Source organism: Gordonia sp. 852002-10350_SCH5691597, from assembly GCF_001665715.1.
GTDB lineage: Bacteria > Actinomycetota > Actinomycetes > Mycobacteriales > Mycobacteriaceae > Gordonia > Gordonia sputi.
The window spans coordinates 1-25,623 of sequence record NZ_LZMO01000069.1 but is presented as its reverse complement, the minus strand read 5'-3'; the positions used below and the strand labels follow the sequence as shown (position 1 = coordinate 25,623).

The 25,623-nt window shown below is 64.8% G+C and carries 22 protein-coding genes and 3 pseudogenes; 9 read left to right on the top strand and 16 right to left on the bottom strand.

Annotation, left to right across the window (positions count from 1 at the left end; all coding sequences use genetic code 11):
• Positions 1-537: a hypothetical protein gene (locus A5777_RS04925; protein WP_064861829.1), complete on the bottom strand. Its 537-nt coding sequence runs from the start codon at positions 535-537 to the stop codon at positions 1-3.
• A 163-nt stretch (positions 538-700) separates the two neighbouring features.
• Here A5777_RS04925 and A5777_RS04920 point away from each other — a divergent pair, with 163 nt between their 5' ends.
• Positions 701-1,315, top strand: a complete 615-nt coding sequence (locus A5777_RS04920; protein WP_064861828.1) for a TetR/AcrR family transcriptional regulator — start codon at positions 701-703, stop codon at positions 1,313-1,315.
• Between the two features lie 11 nt (positions 1,316-1,326).
• Here A5777_RS04920 and A5777_RS04915 read toward each other — a convergent pair whose 3' ends face one another.
• The 6 genes and pseudogenes from A5777_RS04915 to A5777_RS04890 all read right to left on the bottom strand — a co-directional run bounded on the left by A5777_RS04915 (position 1,327) and on the right by A5777_RS04890 (position 8,033).
• Positions 1,327-2,364 carry a ferredoxin--NADP reductase gene (locus A5777_RS04915; RefSeq protein ID WP_064861827.1) on the bottom strand — a complete coding sequence of 346 codons (1,038 nt, stop codon included), beginning with the start codon at positions 2,362-2,364 and terminating at the stop codon, positions 1,327-1,329.
• A complete protein-coding gene (locus tag A5777_RS04910; RefSeq protein ID WP_064861850.1) occupies positions 2,361-3,053 on the bottom strand; it encodes a TetR/AcrR family transcriptional regulator in 693 nt (230 codons plus the stop codon). The genes A5777_RS04915 and A5777_RS04910 overlap by 4 nt, the downstream gene beginning before the upstream one ends.
• A gap of 25 nt (positions 3,054-3,078) precedes the next feature.
• Positions 3,079-4,581, bottom strand: a complete 1,503-nt coding sequence (locus tag A5777_RS04905; RefSeq protein WP_064861826.1) for a pyruvate, phosphate dikinase — start codon at positions 4,579-4,581, stop codon at positions 3,079-3,081.
• Positions 4,578-5,396: an SDR family oxidoreductase gene (locus A5777_RS04900; protein WP_064861825.1), complete on the bottom strand. Its 819-nt coding sequence runs from the start codon at positions 5,394-5,396 to the stop codon at positions 4,578-4,580. Before A5777_RS04900 ends, A5777_RS04905 begins: the two co-directional genes overlap by 4 nt.
• On the bottom strand, positions 5,393-6,835 hold the full coding sequence (locus tag A5777_RS04895) for an aldehyde dehydrogenase family protein (RefSeq protein ID WP_064861824.1): 1,443 nt from the start codon (positions 6,833-6,835) through the stop codon (positions 5,393-5,395). The genes A5777_RS04900 and A5777_RS04895 overlap by 4 nt, the downstream gene beginning before the upstream one ends.
• Positions 6,832-8,033, bottom strand: a pseudogene (locus A5777_RS04890) (cytochrome P450). Before A5777_RS04890 ends, A5777_RS04895 begins: the two are co-directional and overlap by 4 nt.
• 190 nt (positions 8,034-8,223) lie before the next feature.
• Between A5777_RS04890 and A5777_RS04885 the strand changes: the two are divergent.
• Together A5777_RS04885 and A5777_RS04880 are read left to right on the top strand one after the other, a co-directional pair.
• Entirely contained in the window at positions 8,224-9,756 is a 1,533-nt protein-coding gene (locus tag A5777_RS04885) for an AMP-binding protein (protein ID WP_064861823.1), read from the top strand.
• Entirely contained in the window at positions 9,753-10,382 is a 630-nt protein-coding gene (locus A5777_RS04880) for a hypothetical protein (RefSeq protein WP_064861822.1), read from the top strand. Before A5777_RS04885 ends, A5777_RS04880 begins: the two co-directional genes overlap by 4 nt.
• Before the next feature lie 122 nt (positions 10,383-10,504).
• On the opposite strand, the gene surE is transcribed toward A5777_RS04880, so the two are convergent.
• Positions 10,505-11,293: a 5'/3'-nucleotidase SurE gene (surE, locus tag A5777_RS04875; RefSeq protein WP_064861821.1), complete on the bottom strand. Its 789-nt coding sequence runs from the start codon at positions 11,291-11,293 to the stop codon at positions 10,505-10,507.
• A 265-nt stretch (positions 11,294-11,558) separates the two neighbouring features.
• Between surE and A5777_RS04870 the strand changes: the two genes are divergently transcribed.
• Both A5777_RS04870 and A5777_RS04865 read left to right on the top strand, forming a co-directional pair.
• Positions 11,559-13,292 (top strand): PEP-utilizing enzyme, encoded by a 1,734-nt coding sequence (locus A5777_RS04870; protein WP_064861820.1) that lies wholly within the window; start codon positions 11,559-11,561, stop codon positions 13,290-13,292.
• Positions 13,293-13,409: 117 nt separating this feature from the next.
• Complete coding sequence (locus tag A5777_RS04865; RefSeq protein ID WP_064861819.1) at positions 13,410-14,501, top strand: TIGR03857 family LLM class F420-dependent oxidoreductase; 1,092 nt, start codon at positions 13,410-13,412, stop codon at positions 14,499-14,501.
• A 65-nt stretch (positions 14,502-14,566) separates the two neighbouring features.
• Here the strand turns inward: A5777_RS04865 and A5777_RS25255 are convergent, their stop codons facing one another.
• The gene (locus tag A5777_RS25255) at positions 14,567-14,734 is read right to left on the bottom strand and encodes a hypothetical protein (RefSeq protein WP_231894945.1); all 168 of its coding nucleotides are present in this window, start codon (positions 14,732-14,734) and stop codon (positions 14,567-14,569) included.
• Between the two features lie 48 nt (positions 14,735-14,782).
• On the opposite strand from A5777_RS25255, the gene A5777_RS25250 reads away from it, so the two are divergent.
• The gene (locus tag A5777_RS25250; RefSeq protein WP_231894944.1) at positions 14,783-14,977 is read left to right on the top strand and encodes a hypothetical protein; all 195 of its coding nucleotides are present in this window, start codon (positions 14,783-14,785) and stop codon (positions 14,975-14,977) included.
• Positions 14,978-15,628: 651 nt separating this feature from the next.
• Here the strand turns inward: A5777_RS25250 and A5777_RS04855 are convergent.
• From A5777_RS04855 to A5777_RS04845, 3 genes are read right to left on the bottom strand one after another with little or no spacing between them, the layout of a single operon-like run.
• Complete coding sequence (locus A5777_RS04855; RefSeq protein WP_197502292.1) at positions 15,629-16,585, bottom strand: adenosine deaminase; 957 nt, start codon at positions 16,583-16,585, stop codon at positions 15,629-15,631.
• Positions 16,586-16,607: 22 nt separating this feature from the next.
• Complete coding sequence (locus tag A5777_RS04850; protein WP_064861817.1) at positions 16,608-17,321, bottom strand: GNAT family N-acetyltransferase; 714 nt, start codon at positions 17,319-17,321, stop codon at positions 16,608-16,610.
• A 26-nt stretch (positions 17,322-17,347) separates the two neighbouring features.
• On the bottom strand, positions 17,348-18,643 hold the full coding sequence (locus A5777_RS04845) for a TY-Chap domain-containing protein (RefSeq protein WP_064861816.1): 1,296 nt from the start codon (positions 18,641-18,643) through the stop codon (positions 17,348-17,350).
• Between the two features lie 210 nt (positions 18,644-18,853).
• Between A5777_RS04845 and A5777_RS04840 the strand changes: the two genes are divergently transcribed.
• Positions 18,854-20,101, top strand: a complete 1,248-nt coding sequence (locus A5777_RS04840) for a lipase family protein (protein WP_064861815.1) — start codon at positions 18,854-18,856, stop codon at positions 20,099-20,101.
• Here the strand turns inward: A5777_RS04840 and A5777_RS04835 are convergent.
• Together A5777_RS04835 and A5777_RS04830 are read right to left on the bottom strand one after the other, a co-directional pair.
• A complete protein-coding gene (locus A5777_RS04835; RefSeq protein ID WP_064861814.1) occupies positions 20,055-21,806 on the bottom strand; it encodes a DUF3556 domain-containing protein in 1,752 nt (583 codons plus the stop codon). The genes A5777_RS04840 and A5777_RS04835 overlap by 47 nt on opposite strands.
• A 91-nt stretch (positions 21,807-21,897) precedes the next feature.
• Positions 21,898-23,058, bottom strand: coding sequence for an epoxide hydrolase family protein (locus A5777_RS04830; RefSeq protein ID WP_064861813.1), 1,161 nt, complete (start codon positions 23,056-23,058; stop codon positions 21,898-21,900).
• A 148-nt stretch (positions 23,059-23,206) separates the two neighbouring features.
• Between A5777_RS04830 and A5777_RS04825 the strand changes: the two genes are divergently transcribed.
• A complete protein-coding gene (locus A5777_RS04825; protein WP_064861812.1) occupies positions 23,207-23,524 on the top strand; it encodes a DUF2853 family protein in 318 nt (105 codons plus the stop codon).
• A 558-nt stretch (positions 23,525-24,082) separates the two neighbouring features.
• On the opposite strand, the gene A5777_RS04815 is transcribed toward A5777_RS04825, so the two are convergent.
• Positions 24,083-24,682, bottom strand: coding sequence for a ketopantoate reductase family protein (locus A5777_RS04815; protein WP_231894951.1), 600 nt, complete (start codon positions 24,680-24,682; stop codon positions 24,083-24,085).
• 58 nt (positions 24,683-24,740) lie between these two features.
• Positions 24,741-25,343, bottom strand: a pseudogene (locus A5777_RS04810) (ISL3 family transposase); the annotation flags it as partial.
• 61 nt (positions 25,344-25,404) lie between these two features.
• On the opposite strand from A5777_RS04810, the pseudogene A5777_RS04805 reads away from it, so the two are divergent.
• Positions 25,405-25,623 (top strand): annotated as a pseudogene (locus tag A5777_RS04805) (IS256 family transposase); the annotation flags it as partial.

Sequence of the window (25,623 nt, the reverse complement as noted above, 5' to 3'; positions counted from 1 at the left end):
CTACCGCTGACCGTCGACGGTCAGCGGGCTTCGGCGGGGTGCGCTCTCGACCGTCGGCAGGTGCGTCGACACGCGGCGCAGCGCCAGCACGATGGTCCCCGTCACCGACACGTGCGCGGGAAGCTCAGCGTTGAGAGTGCGGCGATGCCCAGATGTGTCGACCACCGTGATGTCGACGAGGTGTGCCCCGGCGAGTTCGTTGCCCGGGAAGGCGACGTCGTCGATGGCGGTGGTGAGCGGCAACGAGGCGTCGACGTGGAGCACGGCGCGTTCTGCGGTGAGCTGCGCACTGCTGATCCGAGTGACGAACGCCGGGAACCAGACCGCCTCGGGGCACAGCGCCTGACTGACGGGCTCGCCCGACTCATCGAGGAAGAACGCGACCTTGCGCCGCAACGACTCCTCCCGGAGCGACATGTCGTTGACGAGGATGTCGCACCCGGAGCATCGAATGGGCAAGCGCCACTTCGTCGAATCGAACGATCTGGCCACGGTGACCCCTTTCAGAGAGGGCAGTATGTCGAACAGTGTCACCACTTCGGTCTACGCCGGACGCCTGGCCGACGACAGCATCCGGCGCGCTAAGACTTCATCAACGGCGCTAAGAGTTCGTCAACGTGCTGGCGCCGGGGTCATCCATTCATCTGCGCAGTGACTCAAGGGCGCTGTCGCGTGGGCATAAGCGAGTATTCTGACCCGCATGTCACGTGCCCCCGTCAAGCGTCGTACCTCGTCCAGGGCACGGATCCTCGAGTCGGTGGGCACCATCCTGGAGTCGGGTGTGCGCTACGCGGACGTCCCGGTCGAACGCATTCTGACGACTGCCAACGTGTCCCGATCGACCTTCTACCAATGGTTCGACGACAAGGGCGATCTGATCGAGAATGCCGCCGAACCCTTCTTCACCGCGTTCTGGGAGGTGTCGGACCAGTGGTGGATGCGCACCGAGCCGATGGGCCCCGACGACCTCGCTGACACCATCAGCCGCATGTTCCAGCTGGGGCGCGAGCACGGCCCGGTTTGGCGCGCCTTTCTCGAAACGGTCGACGTCGACGCCCGGCTACGGACCGAGTTCGGCGCCTTTCTCGAGCTGTACACGGCGAAGATGGCCGAACGCCTGCGACAGGATCAGGTCGACGGCCTCGCACCCGCCGACCTCGACCCGGACCAGACCGCGCGATTCATCACGGTCACCACGCGGGGCAGCCTCCTCGATCTGGCGAACGCCCCGGAGACATGCGACGCCGAGTTCGCCGCGTCCCTCGCCCGCGCGTATTGGTTGACCATGTACACCGGCACTCGTGCGGAGGCATAAGGTACTGCCGCTCAGTCAAACTCGATCTGCACCGAGTCGGACAACGGCGACGCCTGACAGGTGAGGATGTAACCGTCGTCGAGGTCCTCCGGCTCGAGCGCGACGCCTCCTCCGGGGTTTACCTCGCCGCCGACAAGGCGCGCCATGCACGATCCACAGTCGCCCTCCCGGCACGAGTACGGTGCGTCGACGCCGTGCGACAAGAGTGCGTCGAGAATCGGGGTGCCGCGGCCGCACGGCACCGATGTCGTCTCACCGTCGATGCTGACGCTCACGTCAACGGCCACCCCGCCGGTATCGGGCCGGTCGAGTGTGAACGGGTCACCATCGAGCGAAACATACCGCTCGACGTGTATCGACGAGTGGGGTGCGCCATGTCGGTGCAGGGCGGACTCGACGAGATCCATGAACGGCGCGGGACCACAGATGAAGGCTTCGTCGTCGCCGAGTGCACACAGTGCGTCGACGGCCGCGGCGTCGGGCAGACCACGCTCGGACTCCAACCAGTGGACGATCCGCAGTCGGTCGGGATGTCGTTGCTCGAGATCAGCGAGCTCATCGGCAAAGATCACCGATTCACTGTCGCGATTGGCGTAGAACAGTTCGAGGCGACACTGCCGTTGTGCCAGAGCGAACTTCGCTATCGACATGACGGGCGTGATGCCGCTGCCAGCCGCGAACAGACGAAGTGTGCCGTGCCATCGTGACGGGGTGAACACCCCGGAAGGCGAGAGCGCGTGCAGCGTGGTCCCTGCTGTGACGTTGTCGCACAACCAATTGGATCCGTAGCCACCGTTGGTGCGTTTGACGGTGATCGCCGGGAGGTCGTCGACGCCGGGTGCTGTGCTCAGCGAGTAGCAGCGCGCCACCCAGCCCGTACGTTCGCTCGGTATTCGAACGGTGACGAACTGACCCGGCAGGTAGGAGACGTCGCCGGGAAAGCGCAGCACGAGTGTCCGGGAATCGGCGGTCTCATCTCGCACCTCGTCGACTACGACGTCGACGCCGAGCGTTGTCGCTGAGGGCGGGCGGCTCGCTTGCACGGTCACCGCGCACTCCTTTTGTCGTTGACCAGCGGCAGTGAGCGGTACCAGAACTCGCCCAACGCAGTGCCCAACTCGGTGATCTCCTCGGGGCGTGGAGTGCTGACGGGCAGGCCGACATGGACGTAGGCCATCTGCTCGGTCGCGCACCCCAACGTCTCGGCCAGCATGTGCGGATGCGGCTCATCGATGACGCCCTGCTGGTCCAAGCGGTCGAGCCAGCGCTCGGTGCGTCGCACGAAGTCGGCACGCAGGTTGAGCCACAGTTGTTGGAAACCCTTGTTCTCGCTCGCCGCTGCCGCCTCACGAAGCAACCGGAGCATGTGGCGGTTGCGCGCATACGCCTGTAGATACGTCGTGTTCACCTTGATCAGGGATTCACGCTCGCCGTGCGCGTGGTCGGGACGCAGACGCGCAGTGGCCAACTCCTCCAATGACGGTCGCAGCGCAGCCAGGAACACGTCGTCGAGACCGGTGAAGTGTCGGTAGAAGTTTCCCTGAGCCGTGTTGGCACGGTTGGTGATATCGGAGATGCGCGTGCGGGTGTACCCGTACTCGGTGAAACACTCGACCGCGGCCCGCACGAGCTTCTCACGGGTTTGCTCCCCGCGCCGATTCGGACGCTTGGCGGGAAGCGCCGCATCGTCGAGGAGTCCGGCCGCGGTGTACACCGCATCGATTCCGTCGTTGGTCATGTCGTCTCCACGTGTGTCGAATTCTTCAGTCACGCAATGCCTGCCGCCGGTGCAGAACGCTCAGGGGATGGTCGTCGGGAAGTGTCTCGGGAAGGAATGAGAGTAGTTCATCCAGATGAGGGTCGGTGGCACTCGCGTCACCGCGAGCATCCCCGGCGTACACCACACCGTTGGTGCCGTCGACCGTCACCGTCGTACCTTCCAGGGCACTTGTCACCCCGGCGCCGCAGCCCACGACGCACGGCAGTCCGATCTCGCGACACACCAGCGCCGCGTGACTCGTGGTGCCGCCCACCTCGGTCACCACGGCGACCGAGTCGAACATCGCCGGTACGTCTGCGGGCGAGGTCGACGGCCGGACGAGCACGACGGGGGTGCCCTCCGCCGCAGCAGCCGACGCCTCGTCGGTGTCGGTGAACACCACACGAGACGCGGCGCCGGGACCGGCGCCCACCCCTCGTGCGAGTTCATCCGCGTCGTGGGTCACCCCTACCTCGTCGGCCAACAGCCGTGCCTGGTCGGCGCTGATCCGTGCACATGCCTCGTCGGGGGTGAGGAGCCCTTCGCGCACGAGTTCGACAGCCACGCGCACGGCGGCGCGCGCCGACCGCTTGCCGGAACGGCACTGCAGCATGTACAGGGTGCCGCTCTCGACGGTGAACTCGATGTCGACGAGGTCGCGATGCTCGCGTTCGAGAACCGTTGCGATACGGACCAATTCGCGGTGTAGCTCTGGGTCGTGCGTGCCGAACTGCGTGATGTTCTCGGGCGTGCGCTCACCGGAGACGACGTCTTCGCCCTGTGCCATCGCCAGCCATTCCCCGAAGAGGGTCGACTCGCCGGTGCCGGGATCACGACTGAACACCACGCCGGTACCGGAGTGCGTGTCGCGGTTACCGAAGACCATGGCTTGTACGGTGACTGCCGTGCCGCCGCCCTCGCCGAGTCCGTGACGCTCGCGGTAGGCGCGCACTCGATCGTTTGTCCAGGAACGGAATACGGCCCCGATCGCCTCGCGCAGTTGGTCGTAGGGGTCGGCGGGCGGCATGAGTGCGGAATCGCCGAGCACGATGTCACCGTATCCCGTGCAGAAGCGCTGCCAGGTGTCCTGGGCCCAGTCGACATCGCCGGTGACCTCGCCGAGTTCTCGTGCGAGATCCTCGGTCAGTCCGAGGTTGAGCACGGTGTCCATCATGCCGGGCATGCTCTGTGCCGCACCGGATCTCACCGAGACCAGCAGCGGGAACGGTCCGACACCGAAGCGTTTACCGGTCGTCGTCTCGAGCTCGTGCAGATGATCGAGTACAGCAGACCAGACGTCGTCGGGCAGCGCGCCACCCTCGTCGTGAAAGCGTTTGCACACCGCGGTGGTCAGTGCGAAGGCCGGCGGCACCGGGAGGTCGAGGGCACGCATCTTGTTGATGCTGTACGCCTTTCCGCCGAGAAGCTCGCGATCGGCGGGAGCGGTGCCGTCGAGCGTGAGTACCGACAGCGAGGTGCGGGCGGGCAGTGTGGTTCCAGAAGTCATCGGAGTGCTCCCTTCGCGGAGGTGGAGGTGTTGTCGGGTGCGATCACGGCAGGCCGCTGCGCGGCGGTGCGGAGTGCGGTCAGACCACCCTCGACCGGGATGTCGACGCCGTTGACCCACGAGGCGTCGTCGGAGAGAAGGAATTCGACGGCGGCGGCCGATTCGGCGGCGGTACCGTGCCGGCCGACGGCTCCTGCCGACCGCGCGATCGCGTCGACGCCCATCGATTGCTCGAAGTCGGAGAGTATCGGCGTCTCGGTAGGGCCCGGGCTCACCGAGTTGACGCGGATGCCGCGCGCCAGCAGGTCGGCGCTGAGCAGCACTGTCCAGTCGGTGAGTGCGCGCTTGGATGTGTCATACGCAGCGGGGCCGTCGAGTCGATGCCTGGTGAGCCATCCGCTCAGCCCGGTTCGGCCGGTGACAGCGAGCAACTCGTCGATGGCGTTGGACGGCAGAGTGTTTCGGTGCGCGGCGATCGACGACACGTTGACCACGGACGCGCCGCACTCCATCGAGGCGAGCGCCCGCGCGGTGAGCGCGCGCGGCCCAAGGGTGTTGACCGCGAGGACGAGTTCGGGCGGCGCGGTCCCCGGAACGCCTGCGACGTTGGCCAGCCCGTCGATGTGGTCGGGGAGGTCAAGGGACGCAATGGCATCGAGATCGGAGAGGTCGCAGCGCAGTGAGTGCACTCGCGGGTCGGGGCACTCGGTGAGATCGATGCTGATCAGTCGGAGATCGTTGCGCGACTGCAGTAGTCGGGTCACCAGCGCGAGTCCGATTCCCGACGCCGCGCCGGAGATCACGTACGTTGTCATGCCATCACCGCCTGGATCTCGGTGAACTCGGCCAGCCCGGTAGCGCCGAGTTCGCGTCCGTATCCGGACTGCTTCATGCCGCCGAACGGAACAGCGGGACGTTCCCGGGTACGCACTCCGTTGATCTTCACCTGGCCGACCTCGAGGGCCGCGGCAACGTCGCGGGCGGCGTCGGTGTCCGCCGACCAGACCTCGGCGGAGAGCCCGTAGTCGGAGTCGTTGGCGATCTCGACGGCCTCGTCGACGGTGTCGTAGAACTGGGTGACCAGCACGGGCCCGAAGATCTCTTCCCGTACCGCTCGTGCGGTGGGTCCGAGCTCGGTGATGATGGTGGGCGCGATGAACCCGTCACAGGAACCGACACGGCGGGTGTGGCCGGTTCCGGTGAGTAGGTGGCCGCCATCGGCGCGCGCCTTCTCGATGTGGTCGAGGACCCGATCGGTCTGCAGCCGTGACGCGAGCGGACCCATCGTGGTCGACTGGTCGGCAGGGTCTCCGAGCACCGACGCCCGCGCGGCGTCGACAAGAAGCTGCTCGATCTCGTCCTGGTGGCTGCGGGGGAGTACCAAACGTGTTGTGGCATTGCATGCCTGGCCCGAATTCACGAGTCCGCTCGCGACCACGCGGGGGATCACTGTTGTCAGATCGGCATCGGGCAGGACGACAGCGGGTGATTTACCGCCGAGTTCGAGCGTGGCACGCACCAGGTTTCCGGCCGCAGACCGTGCGACTGCTCGGCCCGCATCCACCGACCCGGTGAACGACACGTGGCCGAGACCGGGATGCGAGGTGAGCAGGCTGCCGGTCTCCGAGCCACGTCCGTTGACCACGGCGAAGAGTTCGGGTGGCAATCCGGCGTCGACGAAGCAGCGGCGGACGTCGATGGCGTCGAAGGGTGTGAGCTCCGACGGCTTGAGCACCACGGCACAGCCTGCTGCGAATGCGGCTGAGATCTTGGCGACGATCTGGTGGACAGGCATGTTCCACGGCGTGATTGCCGCGACAACGCCGACGGGCACGTGCCGCAGTGTCGCGCCGTCGATCGTCCGTTGCCAGTCGAATGTTCCTGCGGCGTCGGCCATTGCGCGGAGCACCGTTGCGGGCATGACCTGTTGAGTGGCCGCGGCGAGTGTTGTCGGCATACCCATCTCACGGGTGACGGTCGCGGCGAGCCCGCGCCGCGGGTCCTCGATGAGTGCTGCGGTGCGACGCAGTATCGCTGCCCGTTCGGCCACCGCGGTGTTCGTCCACGCGCGAGCCGCGTCTGCCGCTGCCGACACCGCAGCGGAGACGGTATCGGCGTCGGCGCACTCGACGGTGCCGACGACGTCTCCCCGGTAGGGGTCGATGACGTCGACGCGTTCGGTCGACTGCACCTCGTCGTCGCCGATGATCGCCGCGGGTGCGTTTCTGTGTTCAGCTGGCTGTTGACCGGTCATGATGACGTCCCGATGGAGACCGGAAGGGTCTTGATACCGCGGAAGAAGTTGCTCTGCAGTCGATTCGGGGCGTCGAGTACATCAATCTGCAGACCGCGCTCGATCACTCGGGTGAAGAAGAGCCTGGCCTCCATCTTGGCGAGATTCGCGCCGAGACACGCGTGGGCGCCCCACCCGAATCCGACGTGCTCGTTGGGAAACCTGTTACCGATGAATGTCTCGGGGTCGTCGAAGATGCGGTCGTCGCGGTTGGCCGAGCAGAACCACATGACCACCTTGTCGCCGGCGGAAATCGTCTTCCCATGCATCTCGACGTCGCGCGTGGCCGTGCGTCGCATCGACAGCACGGGCGAGACCCAGCGCACCATTTCCTCGACCACGACGCGGATCTTCGCCGGGTTCTCGCGCATGAAATCCCACCACTGCGGATTCTCGGCGAGGACATTCACGCCGCCCGACAACAGGTTTCGGGTGGTTTCGTTTCCTGCAACCATCAGGATCAGTAGTAGGCGTCGAGGTAGCCCCGCGACAGAGGGACACCGTCGAGTTCTGCTGCGGTCAGCACACTCACGAGGTCCTGCGCCGGGCATTCGCGTCGTAGCTTCTCGAGGGCGCGGAAGTAGCCGAAAACCTCGTCGCGCGCTTTTACGGCGGTCTCGGGTCCCTCGGAGTAGTCGGGATCCTCGCTGGCCATCTGGTTGGTCCAACGCAGCAGGTTCGGGCAGTCCTCGAGCGGTGCGCCGAGCAGACGGCCGATCATCACCAGGGGCAGTTGAGAAGACACCTTGGCGACGAAATTGATGTCGCCCGCTGCCACGGCACTGTCCAGGAGATCGTCGACCACCGCAGCGATATCGGATTCGAGGGACTTGAGTTTGACCGCGCGCACATGTGGGGTGACGATCTTGCGCAGCGAGTCGTGTTCAGGCGGATCGAGATGGTGGATGCTGCGCGCACCCTCGCCCTCCGCTCGACGACTGGGGATCTGTGTGCCCTCGGTGACAGTGAAGGTCTCGTAGTCCGACGCCACGGTCTTGACGTCGTCGTACCTGGTGACCGACCAGAATCCGGGCCCATCACCTGGCTCGGCGTTCCAGTGGAGCGGATCCTCGTCGCGGAGGTGTGCGAACAGCGCCGCGTCCCTGCCTTCGGCGAAGGGTCGGAGGTCCATCAGGTCAAGGTGCTCGACCGTCGTCATGTCGACTCCCGTAAGTGGTACGAACTGGATCTGGTTTGCGACTGCAATTTCACTAAATCATAGACTATCGTGTGCTGTGAACCACAGCAACGATCAAAAGTGAACCAGCAATCAACCTGATCGCGTGCGCAGAAGGTGCTCACCAGCACCTTTTGCAATGTGACCAGTAGTTCGCAAACTAGGGGAGTTCGTGTATCCACCGACCATCGCTCGCGACCATCCAGACGCAGACGCCTATGTGATGGCGGGTTCTGGGGAGTCGCTGACCTACGGGCAGCTCGACGCCGCGTCGAACCAATTAGCCCATCACTGGCGAACGCGGGGAGTCGGTCCCGGGGACTCGGCGGTCATCGCCATGGAGAACAACCTGGCATGGCCGATCGCTGTCGCCGCCGGAATGCGCAGCGGGCTGTACGTGACGCCGGTCAACTGGCATCTGAAGCCCGCCGAACTCGCCGCGTTGCTGGTCGAAGCGCGACCACGCGCTGTGGTCACCAGTGCGACGCTCGCCGACGACGTCGTCGAGGCGCTACGGCTCGCCGGGCTGGGCGATGCTGGTGACAGCGAGGTCGACGTGACCGTCGTCGGGGGCTCGACACCCGGTTACATGTCGATGGCCGACGCGCTGCAGCGACAGCCGACCACCCCGATCGCCGACGAGCGTCTCGGCGCGCGAGTGCTCTACAGCGGCGGCACGACGGGCCGTCCGAAGCGGTTCGCCCAGCAATTGCTCGACGTGCACCCTGCGCAAGCGCCGCAACGACATTCGGGGCTCGTCGAGAAGCTGGGCATCGATGAGAGCACAGTGCTGCTGTCCCCGGCCCCCAACTATCACGCGGCACCGTTCACGTTCGGACTCATCACCCTCGCCGCGGGCGGGACGGTGATCTGCATGGAACGATTCGACGCGCGCGCGGCGATGGATGCCATCACGCGATACGGCGTCACCCATTCCCAGTGGGTGCCGACCATGCTGATCCGACTTCTTCGCTTATCCGATCGCGCCGACGTCGAACTGTCGGGAACGCATCGGACCGCGTTCACCTCCGGCGCGCCGTGCCCGCCGGAGGTCAAGGAGCAGCTCGCGCAGTGGTGGGGCCCGATCCTGCACGAATACTACGGCGCCTCGGAGGGCTACGGGCACACCTACATCGGTCCCGACGAGGCTGCGAGCCATCCCGGTTCGGTCGGTCGGCCGCTCGGCGCCACGCGTATCAGCATCGTCGACGACGACGGAAATGATCTTCCCGAGGGCGAACGCGGCCGCGTCTGCTTCGAGCAGACAACGCCGTCCGCCTACGACAACGCCGGTCCGCGGCCGGCGCGGCGTCAGATGGGCGACATCGGATACCTGCGCGACGGTTACCTCTACCTCGTGGGCCGCGCCGGGCACATGATCATCTCCGGCGGAGTGAACATCTATCCCGAAGAAGTCGAAGAGGTGGTGCTCTCTCACCCTGACGTCCTCGACGGCGCGGTTCTCGGCGTGCCCGACCCCGAGTTCGGAGAGTCGGTGAAGGCCGTCGTCCAGCGCACGCCCGGGTCAACGCTGACCGCGCAGGAGTTGATCGACTTCTGCCGAGATCGGTTGGCCCACTACAAGACCCCGCGGGTCATCGACTTCGTCGACGAACTGCCCAGGCTGCCAACGGGCAAGCTCAACAAGAAGACGCTCGCCGACACCTACGGCCAGACGCCAACCCCCGAAGGAGAAAAGGTATGACAACGACGACAGACACGACCGTATTGGAACTACTGCACGCACTGGCGGTGAAGGGGCTTGCGTCCGACGCCGTGCTCTCGGCGATGACCGGCCTCGACGACGCCGCACTGACCGAGGTGATCACCGCGGCGCTCGACGACGGTCTCGTGCTCCGCCGTGAAGGACGCGTGTCGGGCACACTCATCACGCCCAAAGGCCGCGAACGCCTTGCGGAACTCCGTACGGCACAACCGTTGTCACCCGAGGAACGTGATGCGGTAGACGCGGCATATGCGGCGTTCCTGCCGGTCAACGGTGACTTCAAACGGGTGTGTGCCGCGTGGCAGATGAAGGACGATGTCACCCCCAACGACCACTCCGACACCACGTACGACGCCGCAGTGATCTCCGATCTCGACCGGGTACACGAGCAGATCGTCGTGGTCCTGGCTCCTGCTGCGGCCGTGGTGGCGCGCCTGCATCGCTACGACGAGCGTCTTGCCCGTGCCCTCGAGCGGGTGCACGAGGGCGATACCGCGGCCTTCGCGAGACCGATGTACGACAGCTACCACGACATCTGGATGGAACTGCACCAAGACCTGTTGCTGACGACGGGGCGTGAGCGCGGGGCCGACGACGAGGGGTGACGGCCGCGCCCCGGTTGGCCCACGCCAGGTCCTGATCGTTTCGGGCTGGCGTGGGCCAGGCGCCCGGGCACCTCGGTGTCTGGAGTGGTCGGATGCTCGCCGGCGCGAGATGCCCGTCAGCGTCAGATGCTCGTCGGCGTCAGATCAAGGGCGCGGGCCAATTCGCGTGCATCGGCCTCGGAGAGAACGCCATTCGCATCCGCGACGGTGTTCAGGCTGGTGATCGACACGTGACCGTCGACCACGGCGGCACCGTCGGTGCCGGGCCGGAATCCGCCGTCGCGTTCCTCGCGGTGCAACACCAGATCGTTCTCGGTCCGCGAGATCCGCAGGGAGAACATGCTTTGCGCGGCGAGGGTGGTGATGACGGCGTGGTCGAGATCGGCGAGGTCGACCGCGGGGACGTTCACGTTCAGCGTGAGGCGGGGCGAGCCACGGTCGGACATCCAACGCACCACGGATCGCGCAACGGCTGCGGCAGTGTCGTAGCGGTGGTGAGGCTCGAACGCGGTGCTGATCGCGACGCCGCTCACACCTGTCACGCGTGCCGCGAGGATCCCTCCGACCGTGCTGGAGAAGAGGATCGAGCGGCCGGTGTTGTGGCCGGGATTGATCCCGCTGACGACGAGCTCGGGGGCAGGTCCGAATGCGCCTGCGCATGCGGCGATGACGGCCAGCGCGGGCGGACAGTCCACCGCGAACACCGGTGTCGTGCCGAGAGCGTCGATGTGCCTTTCCTGCACAGCGATGTGCGTACCGTGCTCGATGGTGCCGATCGAACTCCCACTGCCGCTACGTTCCGTGGTCGGCGCTGCGACGACGACGTCGTGTCCGTCGTCGACCAAAACTGTTGCGACAGCGACCAATCCCTCGGCATCGACGCCGTCGTCGTTGGTGACCAGCACGCGCATGCTGCACTCCCTTCTGCGTCGGGCATCGAACAGAGCCGAGAATCGGCGTCTCAACAAATAGTGACTCAATGATCACATACATGTCCAGTGATCGAGACGCAGGACGGCGCCAATCCCACTCGAATTGCGCGACTCGGCTGCTCATAAGCCGTTGACACAGTGAGCGCCATCACATAATAATGTGACGAAGCGTTCGCTAATAAGTCATCGCAAATTGCTGAGCGATGACAACGCCGCCCTATCCGAACCGGAAGGAGGCCACCGGATGACCGACTGGCCGCTCATGGACGAGACCTCCAAACTCTTCCCCCTGTACTCACGTGCGAATGTCGGGGAGATCTTTCCCGATCCGATCACGCCGCTCAACGCATCGGTGGGCTTCCAGCACTGCCTGGAACCGGGATGGCGAGACGCGTTCGTCGCCTGTCGCGTCTGGGACGACGACCTCTACGACGAGACTGTTCCGTTCAACGTCCTCCCTGCCTTCGGTAGCTATCTGTACATCAACATGTCGCTGATGCGACTGTTCGGCGTTCGCGTGCCGGGAATGTCGGCCGAGGCTGTCGATCTGCAGTACTTCGGAGATATGCCGGGCATCCCGAGCTACGAGAGCGAGAAGCGCGACTTCGACGAGAACCCCGAGTACGAGGAGAAGGCGGGCGCATGGCTCGCCGAGCAGGTTCTCGGCGCCACCGACCTCGCCGCATACGACACCGACCGCGCCGAGGTCGAGCAGATCAGGGCGAACCGCCCCGACATCAAAACGCTCTCGGACGCCGAATTGGTCACGCGCATGCGATCTTTCGAACTGCTGCTGAGACGACTCTTCAAACATCACATCGAGGCGAGCCTGAAGAGCGGCGTGGGGCTCGGTGCCATCGCGCAGCTCGCGGAGGCCATGGGCAAGCCCGAAGAGGCGCTCACGCTGGTTGCGGGACTGGGCAATGTCGACTCGGCCGGACCGTCGCTGCGTATGTGGGAACTGAGCCGAGCGGCTCAGGACCCCGACGTCGCGGCACTGTTCGACGCAGGAACCAAAGGACTCTACGAGCGGCTGCAGACCTCCACGGTGCCCGCCGTCGTCGACTTCACCAAGGCGCTCGACGGATTCCTCGCCGATTGGGACTTCCGAGGTCCGGCCGAGTGGGAGATCCGGGCGATCACCTGGGGCGTCGATCCCGACCTCGCGCTGGCCACGATCGACCGCATGCGCGGTGTCGCCGAAAGCGAAGCGCCGGCGGCCAAGTCGGAAGAACGTTCCGCACAGCGCGACGCCTCGGCGCAGGCAATTCGGGAGATGTTGGCGGCCGACGCCGAGGCTTCAGCCCAGTTCGAGGCGGTGCTCAATGCGTCGGCGCTGTGGATGCGCGGTCGTGAACGCGGACGCACCACGGCCGCGATGCTGATGCACGAACTCCGGCTGTGCGCCAACGAACTCGGTAAGCGCTATGCGGAGAAGGGGGCCCTCGCGTCGCCGCGGCAGATCTACATGCTGTTCGACAGCGAACTCGACGACTTCCTTGCCAATCCAGGGAATTACACGGAGACGGTTGCCGACCGCGAGCGAAGCTACCTCGACTTGTTCGACCGCACACCGCCATTCGTCGTCGATGGCACGGCACCGCCCGTCACGGAGTGGGCTCTGCGCGCCGATCGGACGGCAGAAGTAGCGTCATCAGGTGACGTCATCTCGGGCGTACCCGCATGCGGCGGAACGGCGACCGGCCGCGTGCGCGTGATCACCAGTCCCGACGACCCGTCGGCGCTCGAGCCGGGAGACATCCTGGTTGCTCCGATCACCGATCCCTCCTGGACCCCGCTGTTCGTCGCGGCGTCGGCCGTGATCGTCGACGTCGGTGCACCCTTCTCACACGCCGCCATCGTGAGTCGTGAGCTGGGTATCCCGTGCGTCGTATCGGCGACAGACGCGACGAAGCGCATCGCCGATGGTGCGACCGTCGAGGTCAACGGCACCGCGGGAACCGTCACCATCCTGTAGCGCACAGTCTTCGCTCGGGTCCGGAGTCCGGCGGCCCGGACCCGAGCGAATCCAGGGCGCACATCATGCGCGCCGTCATCGATTGAGATACAGCAGCACTGATAGCGGAGAGTGTGCATGGTCGACACCGCTGCCCGAGCGGCAACTTCGCGGAAGTCACGCATCGGAACCGATCGACTCGGGTTCTATGCGCTCGGTGGACACGTGGAGAGCCCTCGACAGATGCTCGACGAGTTGGCGCTCGCGGAGGAGATGAACCTGGGCCAGGCGTTTTTCTCGGAGCGGCTCAACGTCAAGGAGGCGTGTGCACTGTCGGGAGCTGCGGGAGCAGTCACCGACACGATCGGCATCACGACCGCTGCGACGAACATCAACACCCGTCATCCCGCGATCACCGCAGCCTTCGCGTCCACCATGCACCGGTTGACCGGTGGACGGTTCACCCTGGGCGTGGGCAGGGGTCTGCGCCCACAGATCGCTGCCATGGGTCTGCCACAGACGACCACTGCCGAACTGGAGGAGTTCGCGCACCTCATGCGTCGGCTCTGGCACGGTGAAACCGTGCTCGACTACGCGGGCAGGTTGGGCAACTTCCCAGCGCTCAAACTCGATCCGGGGTTCCATGAGGACATCCCGTTGGCGACAACAGCATTCGGCCCCGACACCCTGGCGATGGCAGGGCGTGCATACGACGTGGTGGTTCTCCATACCTTCTTCGCCGACGACACCGTTGTGCGTGCAGTGGACACCGTCCGGACCGCTGCCGAGCAGGCGGGTCGGGACCCTCACTCGGTCACGATCTGGTCGTGCTACGCGACGGTCACCGACGAGGTGGACGACCAGACGTTCATCAAGAAGACCGTCGGCAGGCTCGCGACCTATCTCCAGGTCTACGGGGATCTTCTCGTGAAGACCAACAACTGGGATCCTGGGCTGCTGGAACGTTTCCGGTCCTCGGACGTGGTGTCAGGTCTCGACGGCTGGGCTGACGCGGTTGGTGATCAGGAGACGTTCGAGCGACTTCGCGAGCAGCTACCAGCCGAGTGGCTCAACTGTGCGGCCGCCGGATCCCCGGCACGCTGCGCCGAACTCGTGCGGCATCAATTCGACCTCGGCGTGGACGGTGTGATCATGCACGGGGCAACGCCGCGCGAACTCTCGTCGACCACAACCGCATTCGAGAAGTTGGAAGCAGGAGAATCCGCATGAGCGGTAGTCCGGTAGTCAACGGCACCGCACTGCCTGCCAACGGGTACTTCTAGCGCCCCTCACTCTTAGAGATGATGGGTTTCGTTTGACGTCTCCATCCGCCGATGACCGGTGGGACTGACGCTGACGCGGGTCACGACAATGCGTGCCTCGACGTCGCGCGCCGCGGCGAGAACAGCAGCGCGTGCGACGTGTGCAGTGGCGTCGATCTCGGCGATAGTCTTGAGCAGCACGGGATCGTGACGTGGTTCGTCGGCAGGTGCGTGGTCGAAGGTGCGTGTGTGACCACGAACAAGTCCGATTGCAATGTCCGACAACAGGATTCCGGCGATGAGCGCCCGCAGGCAGAGCTGCAGCAGGGGAGCATCGTTGGCGATCCGAGACTGCCGAAGATGGCGCCGTCGGCAATCAGGGCACTCCATCGGTCACGGACAGGACCGTCGGGAAGACGTTTCACCTATTCGACGAACCAGTAGTGCGCGCGCAGGATGTGCGCGGCGATCGGGTCGGCCCGTGCGAGATCGATGATGAACTCGACGAGTTCGACAACATCGGCTCCGCCGCCTCTTCACGGTTTGTGATGAATGCGCCGCGATAGCCCGCCGCGGGGTGCGTATCCGGCAGTCGGTCGCGACCGGTCAACTTCGTATGCACGGTGCCCGCTGCGCAATCACGTTGTGCCAGGCCACGATCCCGCAGGACCGGCAGTACGTGCTCCGCGAATTCGACGTATGGCCTCGGCGAGTAGTCGGCAGTCTCCTAGGTAGTTCGGCGCCGACAACTCGCGTATCCGATTGCGGATACGACTCGGCGGCCGAACCGCGACACTAGGTGTCGGCGGGTGCACACGTCCGTCTGGCAGAAGTGTGTAGGAGGACGCGTGTCCGAGAAACCGATTCGACAGCAACGAACAAGCCGACGGACCCTTCGTGTCGCGTTGATAGTGGCTCTCGTCGCCGTCGCGGGGGTGGCGATCATCGCGCTGGTGGCACCGGGTTCGATTGTTCCGGGTGCAGGCAAGGGGTCGTCCCGCAACTACGCCTGCACGTCGGCGGGAGGCCGCAACATGGTGGCTGTTCAGTCTGGAACCGCGGATCATCCTAAATACACGTGCCGACCAAAAGTCTCTACGAAGTGGTGAACGACGCGTCGAACGAGTACTGCGCAATGGCGCGGAGCTGCTCGTCGCTCAGTTCGAGCTCGCGCCGCGCCTCGACAAACGCGTCGCCGACGTACCCGCCGAAATAGGCCGGATCGTCGGAGTTGATGGTGACGACCAGCCCGGCGTCGAGTAGGTCGAGCAACGGATGATCGGAGAGCCTTTCGACGCCGCGCAGCCGCACATTCGACAGTGGGCACGTGGTGAGCGGGATTCGATCGGTGGCCAGGCGCCTGAGCAGTGCGGGGTCTTCGAGGGCGCGGACGCCGTGATCGACGCGCTCGATCCCCAACACGTCGAGGGCCTCCCAGATGTATTGAGCCGGACCCTCCTCTCCTGCGTGCGCCACGACATGCAGGCCCGCCTCCCGTGCACGGTCGAAGACAGGCGCGAATTGTCCTGGCGGAAAGCCCACTTCGGCTGAATCGAGTCCAACCCCGATGAGGCTGCCGAAGAACGGCTCCAACGCGTCGAGGGTGTCGAGAGCCTCTGACACCGGCCGGTCGCGTAGGAAGCACGCGATGAGATCGGCATGCCCACATGTCTCCGCCGCCGCCGTATCCAGTCCACGACGCAGCCCGCGTACGACGACACCGAGGTCGATGCCGCGCGATGTGTGCGCCTGCGGGTCGAAGAAGACCTCCGCATGCGTGACACCCTGCGACGCCGCCTTGCGCAGGTAAGCGGCGGCGAGATCGGCGAAGTCGTCCTCGGTACGCAGCACGGCCATGCACGCGTAGTAGAGGTCGAGGAAGTGGGAAAGGTCGGCGAAGGCGTGCGCGGCGCGCAGCTGGTCGACGGACGCGTAGGGGAGTGCGACGTTGTTGCGTGCTGCCAGCTCGAAGACCATCTCCGGTTCGAGGGTGCCCTCGATGTGGATGTGTAGTTCGGCTTTGGGCAGTGTCAGCAGCTCGGCGTCGTTCATAAGATCCATCCTGCCGGGCGCGTCACTGTGGGGCGCGCACAGCCTGGAAGATCGCCTTCCGTCGACGGGTGAAACCCACGTTCTCGTAGAGCCGGATGGCCGAGACATTATCGGCCGACGCATGAAGGAAGGGCAGGTCACCGCGCTCGCGAATCACGTCCACGACCGCGAGGACCACCGCCCTGGCCAATCCCTCTCCACGGAACGCCGGGTCGGTGCAGACCGCGCTGACCTCACTCCACCCAGGCGGATGCATGCGTTCGCCTGCCATCGCGATCAGCTTGCCGTCGCGTCGGATACCCAGGTAGGTACCGAGATCGATGGTGTGGCGTCGGAACGGCCCCGGCCGCGTCCTTTCCACGAGATCGAGCATGTCGTCGACGTCGGAGTCGTCGAGTTCGACCACCCGCGGGTCGGTATACCCCTCGACGGCGTCGCCGATCAGCTGAACGCCGGTTATCCGCATCGAGCTCGTCCAGCCCTCCGGCGGCTCGACGGTCACGGTGGCGAGCGTGATGGAGCCGTCAGGACCGACCAGCTCTGCCGCATCCTCCCAGTCGGAGATCGTCGGATCATCCGGCAGGGCGCACCAGGGCGCGACGTCGGCGGGATAGCGCAGCGCGTCGCCGTGTGTCTGTGCGAATCGCGAATGCGGCCCGAGGAGGGCGGAACGGGCGGGGTTGTCGAGGACTGTCTCATCGCGAACCGGGCCGTCGGGGGGAAGAACACTCGCCATTCACTCGACGATATGCGCCCATCGCGTCACGCACCTTTCGGGGTCGCGCGAGTGATCGCCTGCTCGAGCAAGAGGCAGAACTGGCGGTAGAAATCCACTGTGTCCGTGTGCAATTCGATCTCCTCCGGCGCGGCGCCACGGATGCGAGATTCCGCGGCCAACACCTTGGCGTTGGCGAGGAGCTCGCGACACACACGGAGATAGTCGGTGAGCCGACCGACCTTCCCGTTCGTCAGATGCAGGACGCGTTCGGGTGTGAGTGCTTCGGAGAAGCCCAAATCGAACAACGTCTGGAGCCCGACGGGTACCGAGCTCTGTACGCAGGTGTGAGCACCGGGGCCGCCGGAGTTGAGCGCGTCGATCAGCTCGCCTGCCTCATTGTTCAGAAAGCGCCGCCAGGTGCGCAGCGCCGCGTCGAGGTTGTGCGGATGGAACACCGCGGCGTCGACGATCCGCTGTGCATAGACGTGCTGATCGTGGACCACGAAGGTGATGCCCGAACACCTCGACGAGTATTCGGCGGTCAGTGTGCCGAGAAGTGCGGGATCGAGGAGCCGGTGCGTGAGAGTCGTCGTGAGTACGAGGCTCGGACCCACATCAGAACCGACAATCGTGCACGGTACGGCGTCGAGCGCGGGCAGTTCGATGCACCCGTTGACGACCGACACCTGCCATCCGAAATGCCTCGCGAGCACGCTCCGGGTGACTTCGAGTAGTTCGTCGACACCCGAGATGACGAACCCGGGAGCGATGCATTCGGGAAGCGCGTCCATGGCTGCGGCCATCTCACGCATCTCGGCGGTGTAGTGCTCATCGGTCGGCGGCTCGACGTTTCGGTCGGGTACCTGCGGGACGACGGTCAGCTGACGTTCGGTGGCGGCCGCGGTCTCGTCGACCTGCGCCGCGTCGGAGTGCGTGCCGAAGGGATCGTTCACCGTGACGAACACGGGGTGAGCCACGTCGAAGATCTCGCGCAGCGTCGACACGGCGATGTCGGCGACGGAGCTCGCGTCACGCTGGCCGGATTCGGCGATGTGCTGGCCCTTTCGGGGGAGAAACCGCCATCCGAGCTGTGCCAGGCGACCGCGAATGCGTATCCACTCCGCCCGCCCGGCCCACGGCAGCGCAGTGCCGTCGAGCGTGCACCGCACCTTTCCAGAACCCGTCCTGGTGAAGACGAGCAGCACGCGATATCGCTGGCCGTCTTGGCGGGCGATCTCGAGAAACTCCTTGCGCCCGAGGTCGGGTACGCGTGATGTCACCGTGGCGGCAAACTCGCGCCATGCGTTCTCGATGAGATTGTCGAAGCCGTGGGTGGACATGCGGTTCCCCATCCTGTTGTGCACCCTGGAGCACTCGCCGAGGTGCGAATGTGTGTTCGATATGCAAGGTAGTCGCAGGGTCTGACACGTCGTGTTTGTCCAGTTCAGGGCGGTTGCTTCGTCTCTTTCACTCGAAGATGAGACGAGCGACTCGGAATTCTCCACCGGCGATCAATGTTGGTAAATACAAGTACGAACGAGGGGAGTGACATGACAGCGCAAACGCTGACAACGACGTCGGTAGGTGCATCGACCGCAGCACGCGACGACGACGCCGAGCGCCCACTGCTGCCCGTCGACGACAACTTCTACGACGCCCCGGCGGATCTCGGTGACTACCGGCCTGGTGAGGTGATCCGGTCACGACAGGTCGAGCTCAAGAACTTCTGGGCGTCGAATCATCAGGCGTGGCAGCTGCTCTATCGATCGACCGACCTCGACGGCAATCCCGACGCGACTGTCACGACGGTCGTCGTGCCCGATCGCACCAAGCATCCGAATCCGGCACTGCTGTCGTTCCAGTGCGCGATCGACGCGGTGACGTCGCAGTGTTTCCCGTCGTATGCCCTGCAGAAGGGTGCCGACGCGTCGCGCGCCGTCGCACCATTTGAATTCATGGTGGTACGTCGTGCGCTCTCGAAGGGTTGGGCGGTCTCGATCCCCGACCACGAGGGCGCCAAGGGGGCGTGGGGTGCGCCCCGTGAGCCGGGTTACCGTGCGCTGGACGGCATTCGGGCCACGCTGTCATTTGAGCCCCTCGGCCTCGACGCGACGGCATCGATCGGAATGTGGGGATACTCGGGCGGCGGACTCGCCACATCGTGGGCCGCCGAGATGGCTCCGGACTACGCGCCCGAGCTGAATATCGTTGGTGCCGTTCTCGGTTCGCCCGTCGGCGACATGGCGTCGACGCTGCTACGGCTCAACGGTGGCCTGCACGCAGGGCTTCCGATCCTCGTGGTGGCCGGCTTGCGTCGGGTCTATCCCGCTCTCGAGCGCATGATCACCGAGCACGCAACGGAATTCGGGCGACACAATCTCGACGAGGCCGCCACTCTTCCGACGCTCGCGGCGATCCGGCGCTTCCGCAACCACGATCTCGACGACTACTTCGACATCCCGCTCGCCGACGTGCTGGCGGATCCGGGCGTCGTCAAGATGATGGACGACCTGCAACTCGGTACACATGCACCCGCCGTGCCGCTGCTGGTCATGCAGGCGGTGCACGACGAGGTGATCGATGCTGCCGACGTCGACGCGCAGGCGCAGCGGTACCGTGACCTCGGCGTGCCCGTCACCTACGTGCGCGACCTCGTCACAGAACACTATTCGCTGTTGCCGCTCTCCGGGCCCCTCGCGGTCAGTTGGCTGACCCATCGACTCGACGGTCGGCCGGGCGAGGATAAAACGATCACTGCGATTGCCGGTCAGCGGGTGTCGCTGTCCAGGTCACGGTGACCGGGACCTCGTCGTCCCACGGCTGACGGGTCACCAGGTCCGCGACACGAACATAGCCGCGCTCGAATTCTCCTGTCGCAGCGTCGATCAGGCGGTACTGCTGGGTCTGCGTGTGAATGGGCTGGGCGTCGACGAGCACGATCCGAACCTCTCCCGGCTCGAACGCGCACCGCTTCTGTAGCGATGCGATCAGCTGTTCGTTGGAGAGGTGGCCGTCGCCGAAGTTCCAGCCCATCGCCGTCGAACAGATTCGTTCGCCGTCGGTGAGCATGTAGTCCGATTCGTTGCGCCCGGTCATCGCGCGATGGGCAAGCGTGAACAGCGCCCGACCGTGACTGTTGAAGGCGCGGAACGCATATCCCATGTACAACGCGACCTGCGCTGCTTCCGGGCTACCGTAGATCCGCTGTAGCTGCGACGCAGGCAGAGCCGCGATCGCAACCATGTTCTTCTCCAACTTCTCCGACGCCGACGGTGTCATGCACCAGATCCCGGTGTCCCAGTTTCCGGCGTAATAGCGCATCCCAGGAAGAAAGGACACCCTGCGCGGGAACAGGTTTCCGATCACCACCGTGCCTGCAACCACCACGAACAGCAAGGCGACCCACCACGGCTGCTCGAGGTCGGCGAGGCCGAGATCGGCGTGACCGACGAAGAGTGCGAGAACTCCGAACATCATGAAGACGTTCCATTCCAACGGAACTCCCATCGGAATGGAACTGAGAATGCCGAAATGGAAGATCAGCATGATCGCCGCGGCAACCCACGTGAGCCATCCTCCATGCGAGAAGAACAGCACGATCGGCACGAGACCCTCGACGGCAGTGGAGAAGTGAGCGATCCACCGGGAAGGCCTACCCGGCCGCAGATCGTCCGGAAAGTGTTCGAAGAATAGTCGTTTCATCTTCGGAGACCGGATGACCGCGTTGTTCGACATCATGGTTGCGATCACAAACGGGAAGTGCTTGTTCAGCTTCGACGTCGCCGCACCGAGCCAGATCACCAGGAAGATGACCTTGGCGGCGACGATCATGTCGACGCCGATGAACAGGAACGTCACGCACAGCGCGCCGTACACCTCGCCACGCGCGGCGAGGAAGATTGTCTTGTCGCGCAACCCGATCAGCGCGAGAAGTGCAAGAATCGTCCAGATCTCCCACAGCGGTAATGCGCCGGTTGCCGTGTTCAAACCCGGAAGTTCCCTGCTACCGGGACTGACGAGCCCCACAACCAGCATCACGAGAAGTGCTGCGTAGAGCGCGATGTCGACCGGGCCGCGCACATCGCCGCGCGTCAGTGGCACACGTGTGGGCCACGGTGGCTGACGAATTGTCCTGGGGCGCAACCAGTACAGAATGGAGCCCAACGGCGGAAAGAAGCGGTTGTTGAGCGGGCCGAAGCCGCAGCCAAGGCCGATGACCTCGAACAGCATCGTGTAGAGCACGACCTTCTGGAAGACGACCGGCTCGCTGTACCACGACGCGACGTCGAAGAATCCGCCGATGCCCGGCGTCGCGGCGACGATCGCCCAGCCGACGAACACGTAGGCCAGGATCTTGCCGACGTAGAACAGGTGCAACACCACAGGGGTGCCGAACCCGACCTCTGCCCACTGGCGTGCCATCGGCCGGATCTTCTCGGCCCGGGAACCCTGACTCCATGTCGGGAAGTCGACGTCGGGTCTGGTCTGTGTAATGAACCCCAATGTTCCGCCCTCACTGCCGGTGGGTGCCGCAGCCTGGACGTTAACAAACCAAGCGAATGCTTGGTTGGGGTTCAGTGGTTTCCGACGCCGCTCATGCGTTGCGGTAGGGACGGAAGAACGTGCGCAGTTCGGTGGCGTAGCTCTCCGGCACCTCGAACGGCGCGAAGTGTCCGCCGCGCGCAGGCTCGGAGTGATAGACCGTGTTCGCCGTACGCTCCAACCAGGCGCGGGGCGGTCGAACAACGTCGCCACCGAAGATTGAGAACCCGGATGGGACGTCGACGTATCGCATACGGTCCTCGACTGGTATGGCCGCGTTGGCTCGGTATGTGCGGATCGACGATCCGATGGTGTTGGTGACCCAGTATTGCGTGACGAGCGTAAGGATTTCGTCTCTCGTGTAGATGCTGTCCAGGTCGCCGGCGCAGTCGCTCCACGACCGCAGCTTCTCGACGATCCACGACGCCACGCCGACCGGCGAATCGGCCAGGCCGATCGCGGCTGTCTGGGGTTTCGTGCTGTGCATCGCCGCGTATGCGCCCTCGGTGGCAGACCAGCGTGCTGCGTCGTCGATCCAGGCGATCTCCTCGGGACTCAATGTTGACCTGTCGATGGTCGCGGGAGGTAGCCCGGCGTCGGTGCGATGCACCGCGACGACGCGGTCAGGATGGGCGAGTGCGAGGTGGCGGGCCACGTGGCTGCCCATGTCGCCGCCCGCGACGCCGTACCGCTCATACCCGAGTAACTGCATCAGTTGACCCCACATTCGCGCGATGTCTCGTGTGTCGGGCGTCGGCCCGCTGGGACGACTTGAGTAACCGAACCCCGGCATGTCAGGAACGATCAACGTGATGGCGTCGGCGGGATCGGCGCCGTGTGCGGCCGGATCGGTGAGGAGCGGGATGACCTTCAGGAATCGCCAGAAGCAGTCGGGCCAGCCGTGGGCCAGCAGGACGGGAAATGCCGCGTCGGGGTCGGATGCAGGGCTGTGGATGACGTGGATGTCGAGGCCGTCGATGGTGACCGTGAAGTGGGGCAGTCCGGCGATCGTTGATTCGATTGCGGCCCAGTCGAAATCCGTGCGCCAGTAGTCGGCGAGATCGCGCAGATACGACACATCCGTACCCATCGACCATCCACTGCCTTCCGGAGCGTCGGTCCACCGAGTGGTGCGGAGGCGTCGTCGAAGATCGTCGACGACGGCCGGGTCGGTGTGTGGAGTGAACGGCTGGATAGCGCTGGTGGCTGCCATGAACCAAGGGTAGGAGGTGCACGACGTGTCGTTGCTCGATGATCGACAGGGGGCGGACATTTCCGACAACCCGCGATTCATCAGACTTGATCGTCTTCACGGGCGTACCGTGTCGCCTGTACCAGCGACAACCCAATGGAGTGTCCCCATGTCTGATGCCCTGGAAACAGTCAAGAAGTACGTCCCCGACGCCGACCCTGCCGTGGTCGAGAAGATGGCGTCGACCTACCGCCTCGCTCTGCAGAACGCCGACGCCGCGCTGGTGTCGGCAAGCGATCCCGCAGAACTCAAGACCGTGCGCGAGAACTTCCTCAAGAAGAAGCTCGGTCTGACAGAAAGCGACGCGTACCTCGACAATGCGATCAAGGACGTGCTCGCGGAGATGAAGGACGGCAAGTCCAATCCGCGGCTTGCCGTGTACTACAAGCTCGCTGACAAGTTCGGCAAGCTCGGCGTGTTCAAGTAGCGCTGTTCACCTGGTTCCCGCGTTCGGCGTCGACGTCTTCACAGAGAAGTCGTCGACGCCGAACGCGTGTAGGCGCTCTAGTGCTGTACGTCACCCGGCATGTCGGAGGGCGTTGAGATGCAACAGGATCCGAAGGCTGCTCTCAGGTCGCGTTGAGAGCGCGGCAAGGGTCGACGGGCACAGTCGAGGCCATGCACGAGACATCCACTGACCCCAACTCGCCGACCGAGATGTTCGCGGTGCCGACGTCGCATCGTGGCATCGGTCCGAGCACGCGCACCGAGCGGTTCCCGAGCTTGCGCGAGAACAGGGATCTTTCGACGCCACTGCGCGACGAACTGGTCTCGCTTCTCGGTTCGCACGGGTCCGACCCCGCTCGACGTCTCGGTCTCTCACCCGACAGCGATCCGCGTGAGATCGCCGCTACAGCGCGCAGGATGTCGCAGGTGTGGCGTGAACGTTCGACAGATCCACAGATGACGTCCCGGGCGAAAAAGTTGTGCGACATCGCGGCGCAGACCTGCGAGGAGATCCTGCACGGTATCGAAAACGGTGCTGCTACAGAAGGTCGAGACTCTCCAGCGCGACGCCCGCATCCGAACTCGCTGCCGACAGCACCTCGCGCGCAAGGCGGTCGGTTTCGTTTTGGACGAGCTCGTTGACCGGCGTCGCCACGCCGTGTAGTCGCCCGAGCAGCACGATTTCACCGGACAGATAGTCGGTCTCGACGCTGCGCGCTCCACGGGCGACGCTCTGCCAGGTTGAACTGCCGAAGGAAGCCTCTCCGGTGTCACGGCGGACGATGGCATCGCCGCGCCGCTGCTTGTCGATGGCCTCGGAGACGACATCGATACCCGCCGCCTCGATGACCTCCTCACCTTCGGCTCGTGCGCGTCGAACAAGCTCGGCGAAGGCGTCGCCGTCGTTGCGGAAGCTGGCGTCGATACCGTTGACCAGGTTCATTATCAGTTTTCGATACTTCCACGCCATGATGTCGGGGCGCGGCTCGGAGAGGAACGTCGCGGCACGCAGTGCTGACGAAATGGATTGCGCCACTTCGTCGATACCCGACGGATAGCGCCCGATGTCGAGGATTCCGGGCTTGTTCGACGACGCCTGAACGACGACACCAGGCTCGAGATGCAAGGCGGGCAGCATCACGCACAGCGAGTAGACGTGCGGAAAGACGCGAAGCAGTTTACGGGCTCTTCCTGATTCAGAGTGCGTGTAGGCGTTCTGCCAGGCCGCCGGAGTGGATGAGTGACCGCAAGATGTAGTGGTTGAGGTTGCGGAAGCCGAGCGCGATCCCGCGTAGGTGTTCCAGGCGCCCGTTGATCGCTTCAACGGGCCCGTTGGAGGCGCCGGTGTCGAAGTAGGCCAGGATCTCGGTCCGTCGAGCCCACAGCGAGCGGCCGAGTTGGGCGAGTTCGGCGAGTTCTTTCGGCACGCCGGTATGGATGCGTTTGAGCAGCTTGTACATCGCGATCTTCCCGTCACGCTTGTGCGGCTGGTCGTAGGCGTCGATCAGGTCCTGATAGACGGCGTAGGTGACCGCGACCGCCAGATGTTCCTCACGCGCTTCGAGGCCGTTGGTGATGCGGGTCTTCTGCTTGTCGGTCAACAAGCCGATTCGGGTGAGCAGGGGGCGGCGGATTCCGTAGAGCGGGTCCCCGGTGCGGCCGCGGTGTCCGCACGTATCCTGTTGCACGCGTTGACGACACACGGTGAGTTTGTCGGCGGCCAAGTGCACCACATGAAACGGATCCATCACCGCACGCGCCTTGTCCAGGGTTTCAGCGGTCGCGGTGCGATACCCGGAGAGCCGTGGGGGTGTCAGATGGTCTGTGTAAGTCCAGTGCTCATCAGTGAGAGGAAGATCTATGAGCATGGCGTTAGACGACAAGCAGCAGGGCCACGACGATCATCAGTTGCCTGAGCTGGCCGAGCCACGTTCGACTGCGGAGGTGGCCGAGGCGTTGGCGGCTTCGGGCATGGTCGATGAGTTGTTGGCCCAGATCGATACCGGGCAGGTTCAGATCACCGGGGACGGTGGCCTAATTCCGGGTCTGATCAAACTCGCCCTCGAACGTGGGCTGAAA

Excerpts from the sequence above, each read along its gene's own strand:
- A5777_RS04880 (WP_064861822.1), top strand. The coding sequence starts at position 9,753 with ATGACAACGACGACAGACACGACCGTATTGGAACTACTGCACGCACTG.
- A5777_RS04830 (WP_064861813.1), bottom strand. The coding sequence starts at position 23,058 with ATGGCAGCCACCAGCGCTATCCAGCCGTTCACTCCACACACCGACCCG.
- A5777_RS04870 (WP_064861820.1), top strand. The coding sequence starts at position 11,559 with ATGACCGACTGGCCGCTCATGGACGAGACCTCCAAACTCTTCCCCCTG.
- A5777_RS04845 (WP_064861816.1), bottom strand. The coding sequence starts at position 18,643 with ATGTCCACCCACGGCTTCGACAATCTCATCGAGAACGCATGGCGCGAG.
- A5777_RS04900 (WP_064861825.1), bottom strand. The coding sequence starts at position 5,396 with ATGACAACGTACGTGATCTCCGGCGCGGCGTCGGGAATCGGACTCGCG.
- A5777_RS04920 (WP_064861828.1), top strand. The coding sequence starts at position 701 with ATGTCACGTGCCCCCGTCAAGCGTCGTACCTCGTCCAGGGCACGGATC.
- A5777_RS04895 (WP_064861824.1), bottom strand. The coding sequence starts at position 6,835 with ATGACCGGTCAACAGCCAGCTGAACACAGAAACGCACCCGCGGCGATC.
- A5777_RS04815 (WP_231894951.1), bottom strand. The coding sequence starts at position 24,682 with ATGCTGCCCGCCTTGCATCTCGAGCCTGGTGTCGTCGTTCAGGCGTCG.
- A5777_RS04910 (WP_064861850.1), bottom strand. The coding sequence starts at position 3,053 with ATGACCAACGACGGAATCGATGCGGTGTACACCGCGGCCGGACTCCTC.
- surE (WP_064861821.1), bottom strand. The coding sequence starts at position 11,293 with ATGCGCGTGCTGGTCACCAACGACGACGGCGTCGATGCCGAGGGATTG.
- A5777_RS04855 (WP_197502292.1), bottom strand. The coding sequence starts at position 16,585 with ATGAACGACGCCGAGCTGCTGACACTGCCCAAAGCCGAACTACACATC.
- A5777_RS04905 (WP_064861826.1), bottom strand. The coding sequence starts at position 4,581 with ATGACTTCTGGAACCACACTGCCCGCCCGCACCTCGCTGTCGGTACTC.
- A5777_RS04840 (WP_064861815.1), top strand. The coding sequence starts at position 18,854 with ATGACAGCGCAAACGCTGACAACGACGTCGGTAGGTGCATCGACCGCA.
- A5777_RS04825 (WP_064861812.1), top strand. The coding sequence starts at position 23,207 with ATGTCTGATGCCCTGGAAACAGTCAAGAAGTACGTCCCCGACGCCGAC.
- A5777_RS04850 (WP_064861817.1), bottom strand. The coding sequence starts at position 17,321 with ATGGCGAGTGTTCTTCCCCCCGACGGCCCGGTTCGCGATGAGACAGTC.
- A5777_RS04865 (WP_064861819.1), top strand. The coding sequence starts at position 13,410 with ATGGTCGACACCGCTGCCCGAGCGGCAACTTCGCGGAAGTCACGCATC.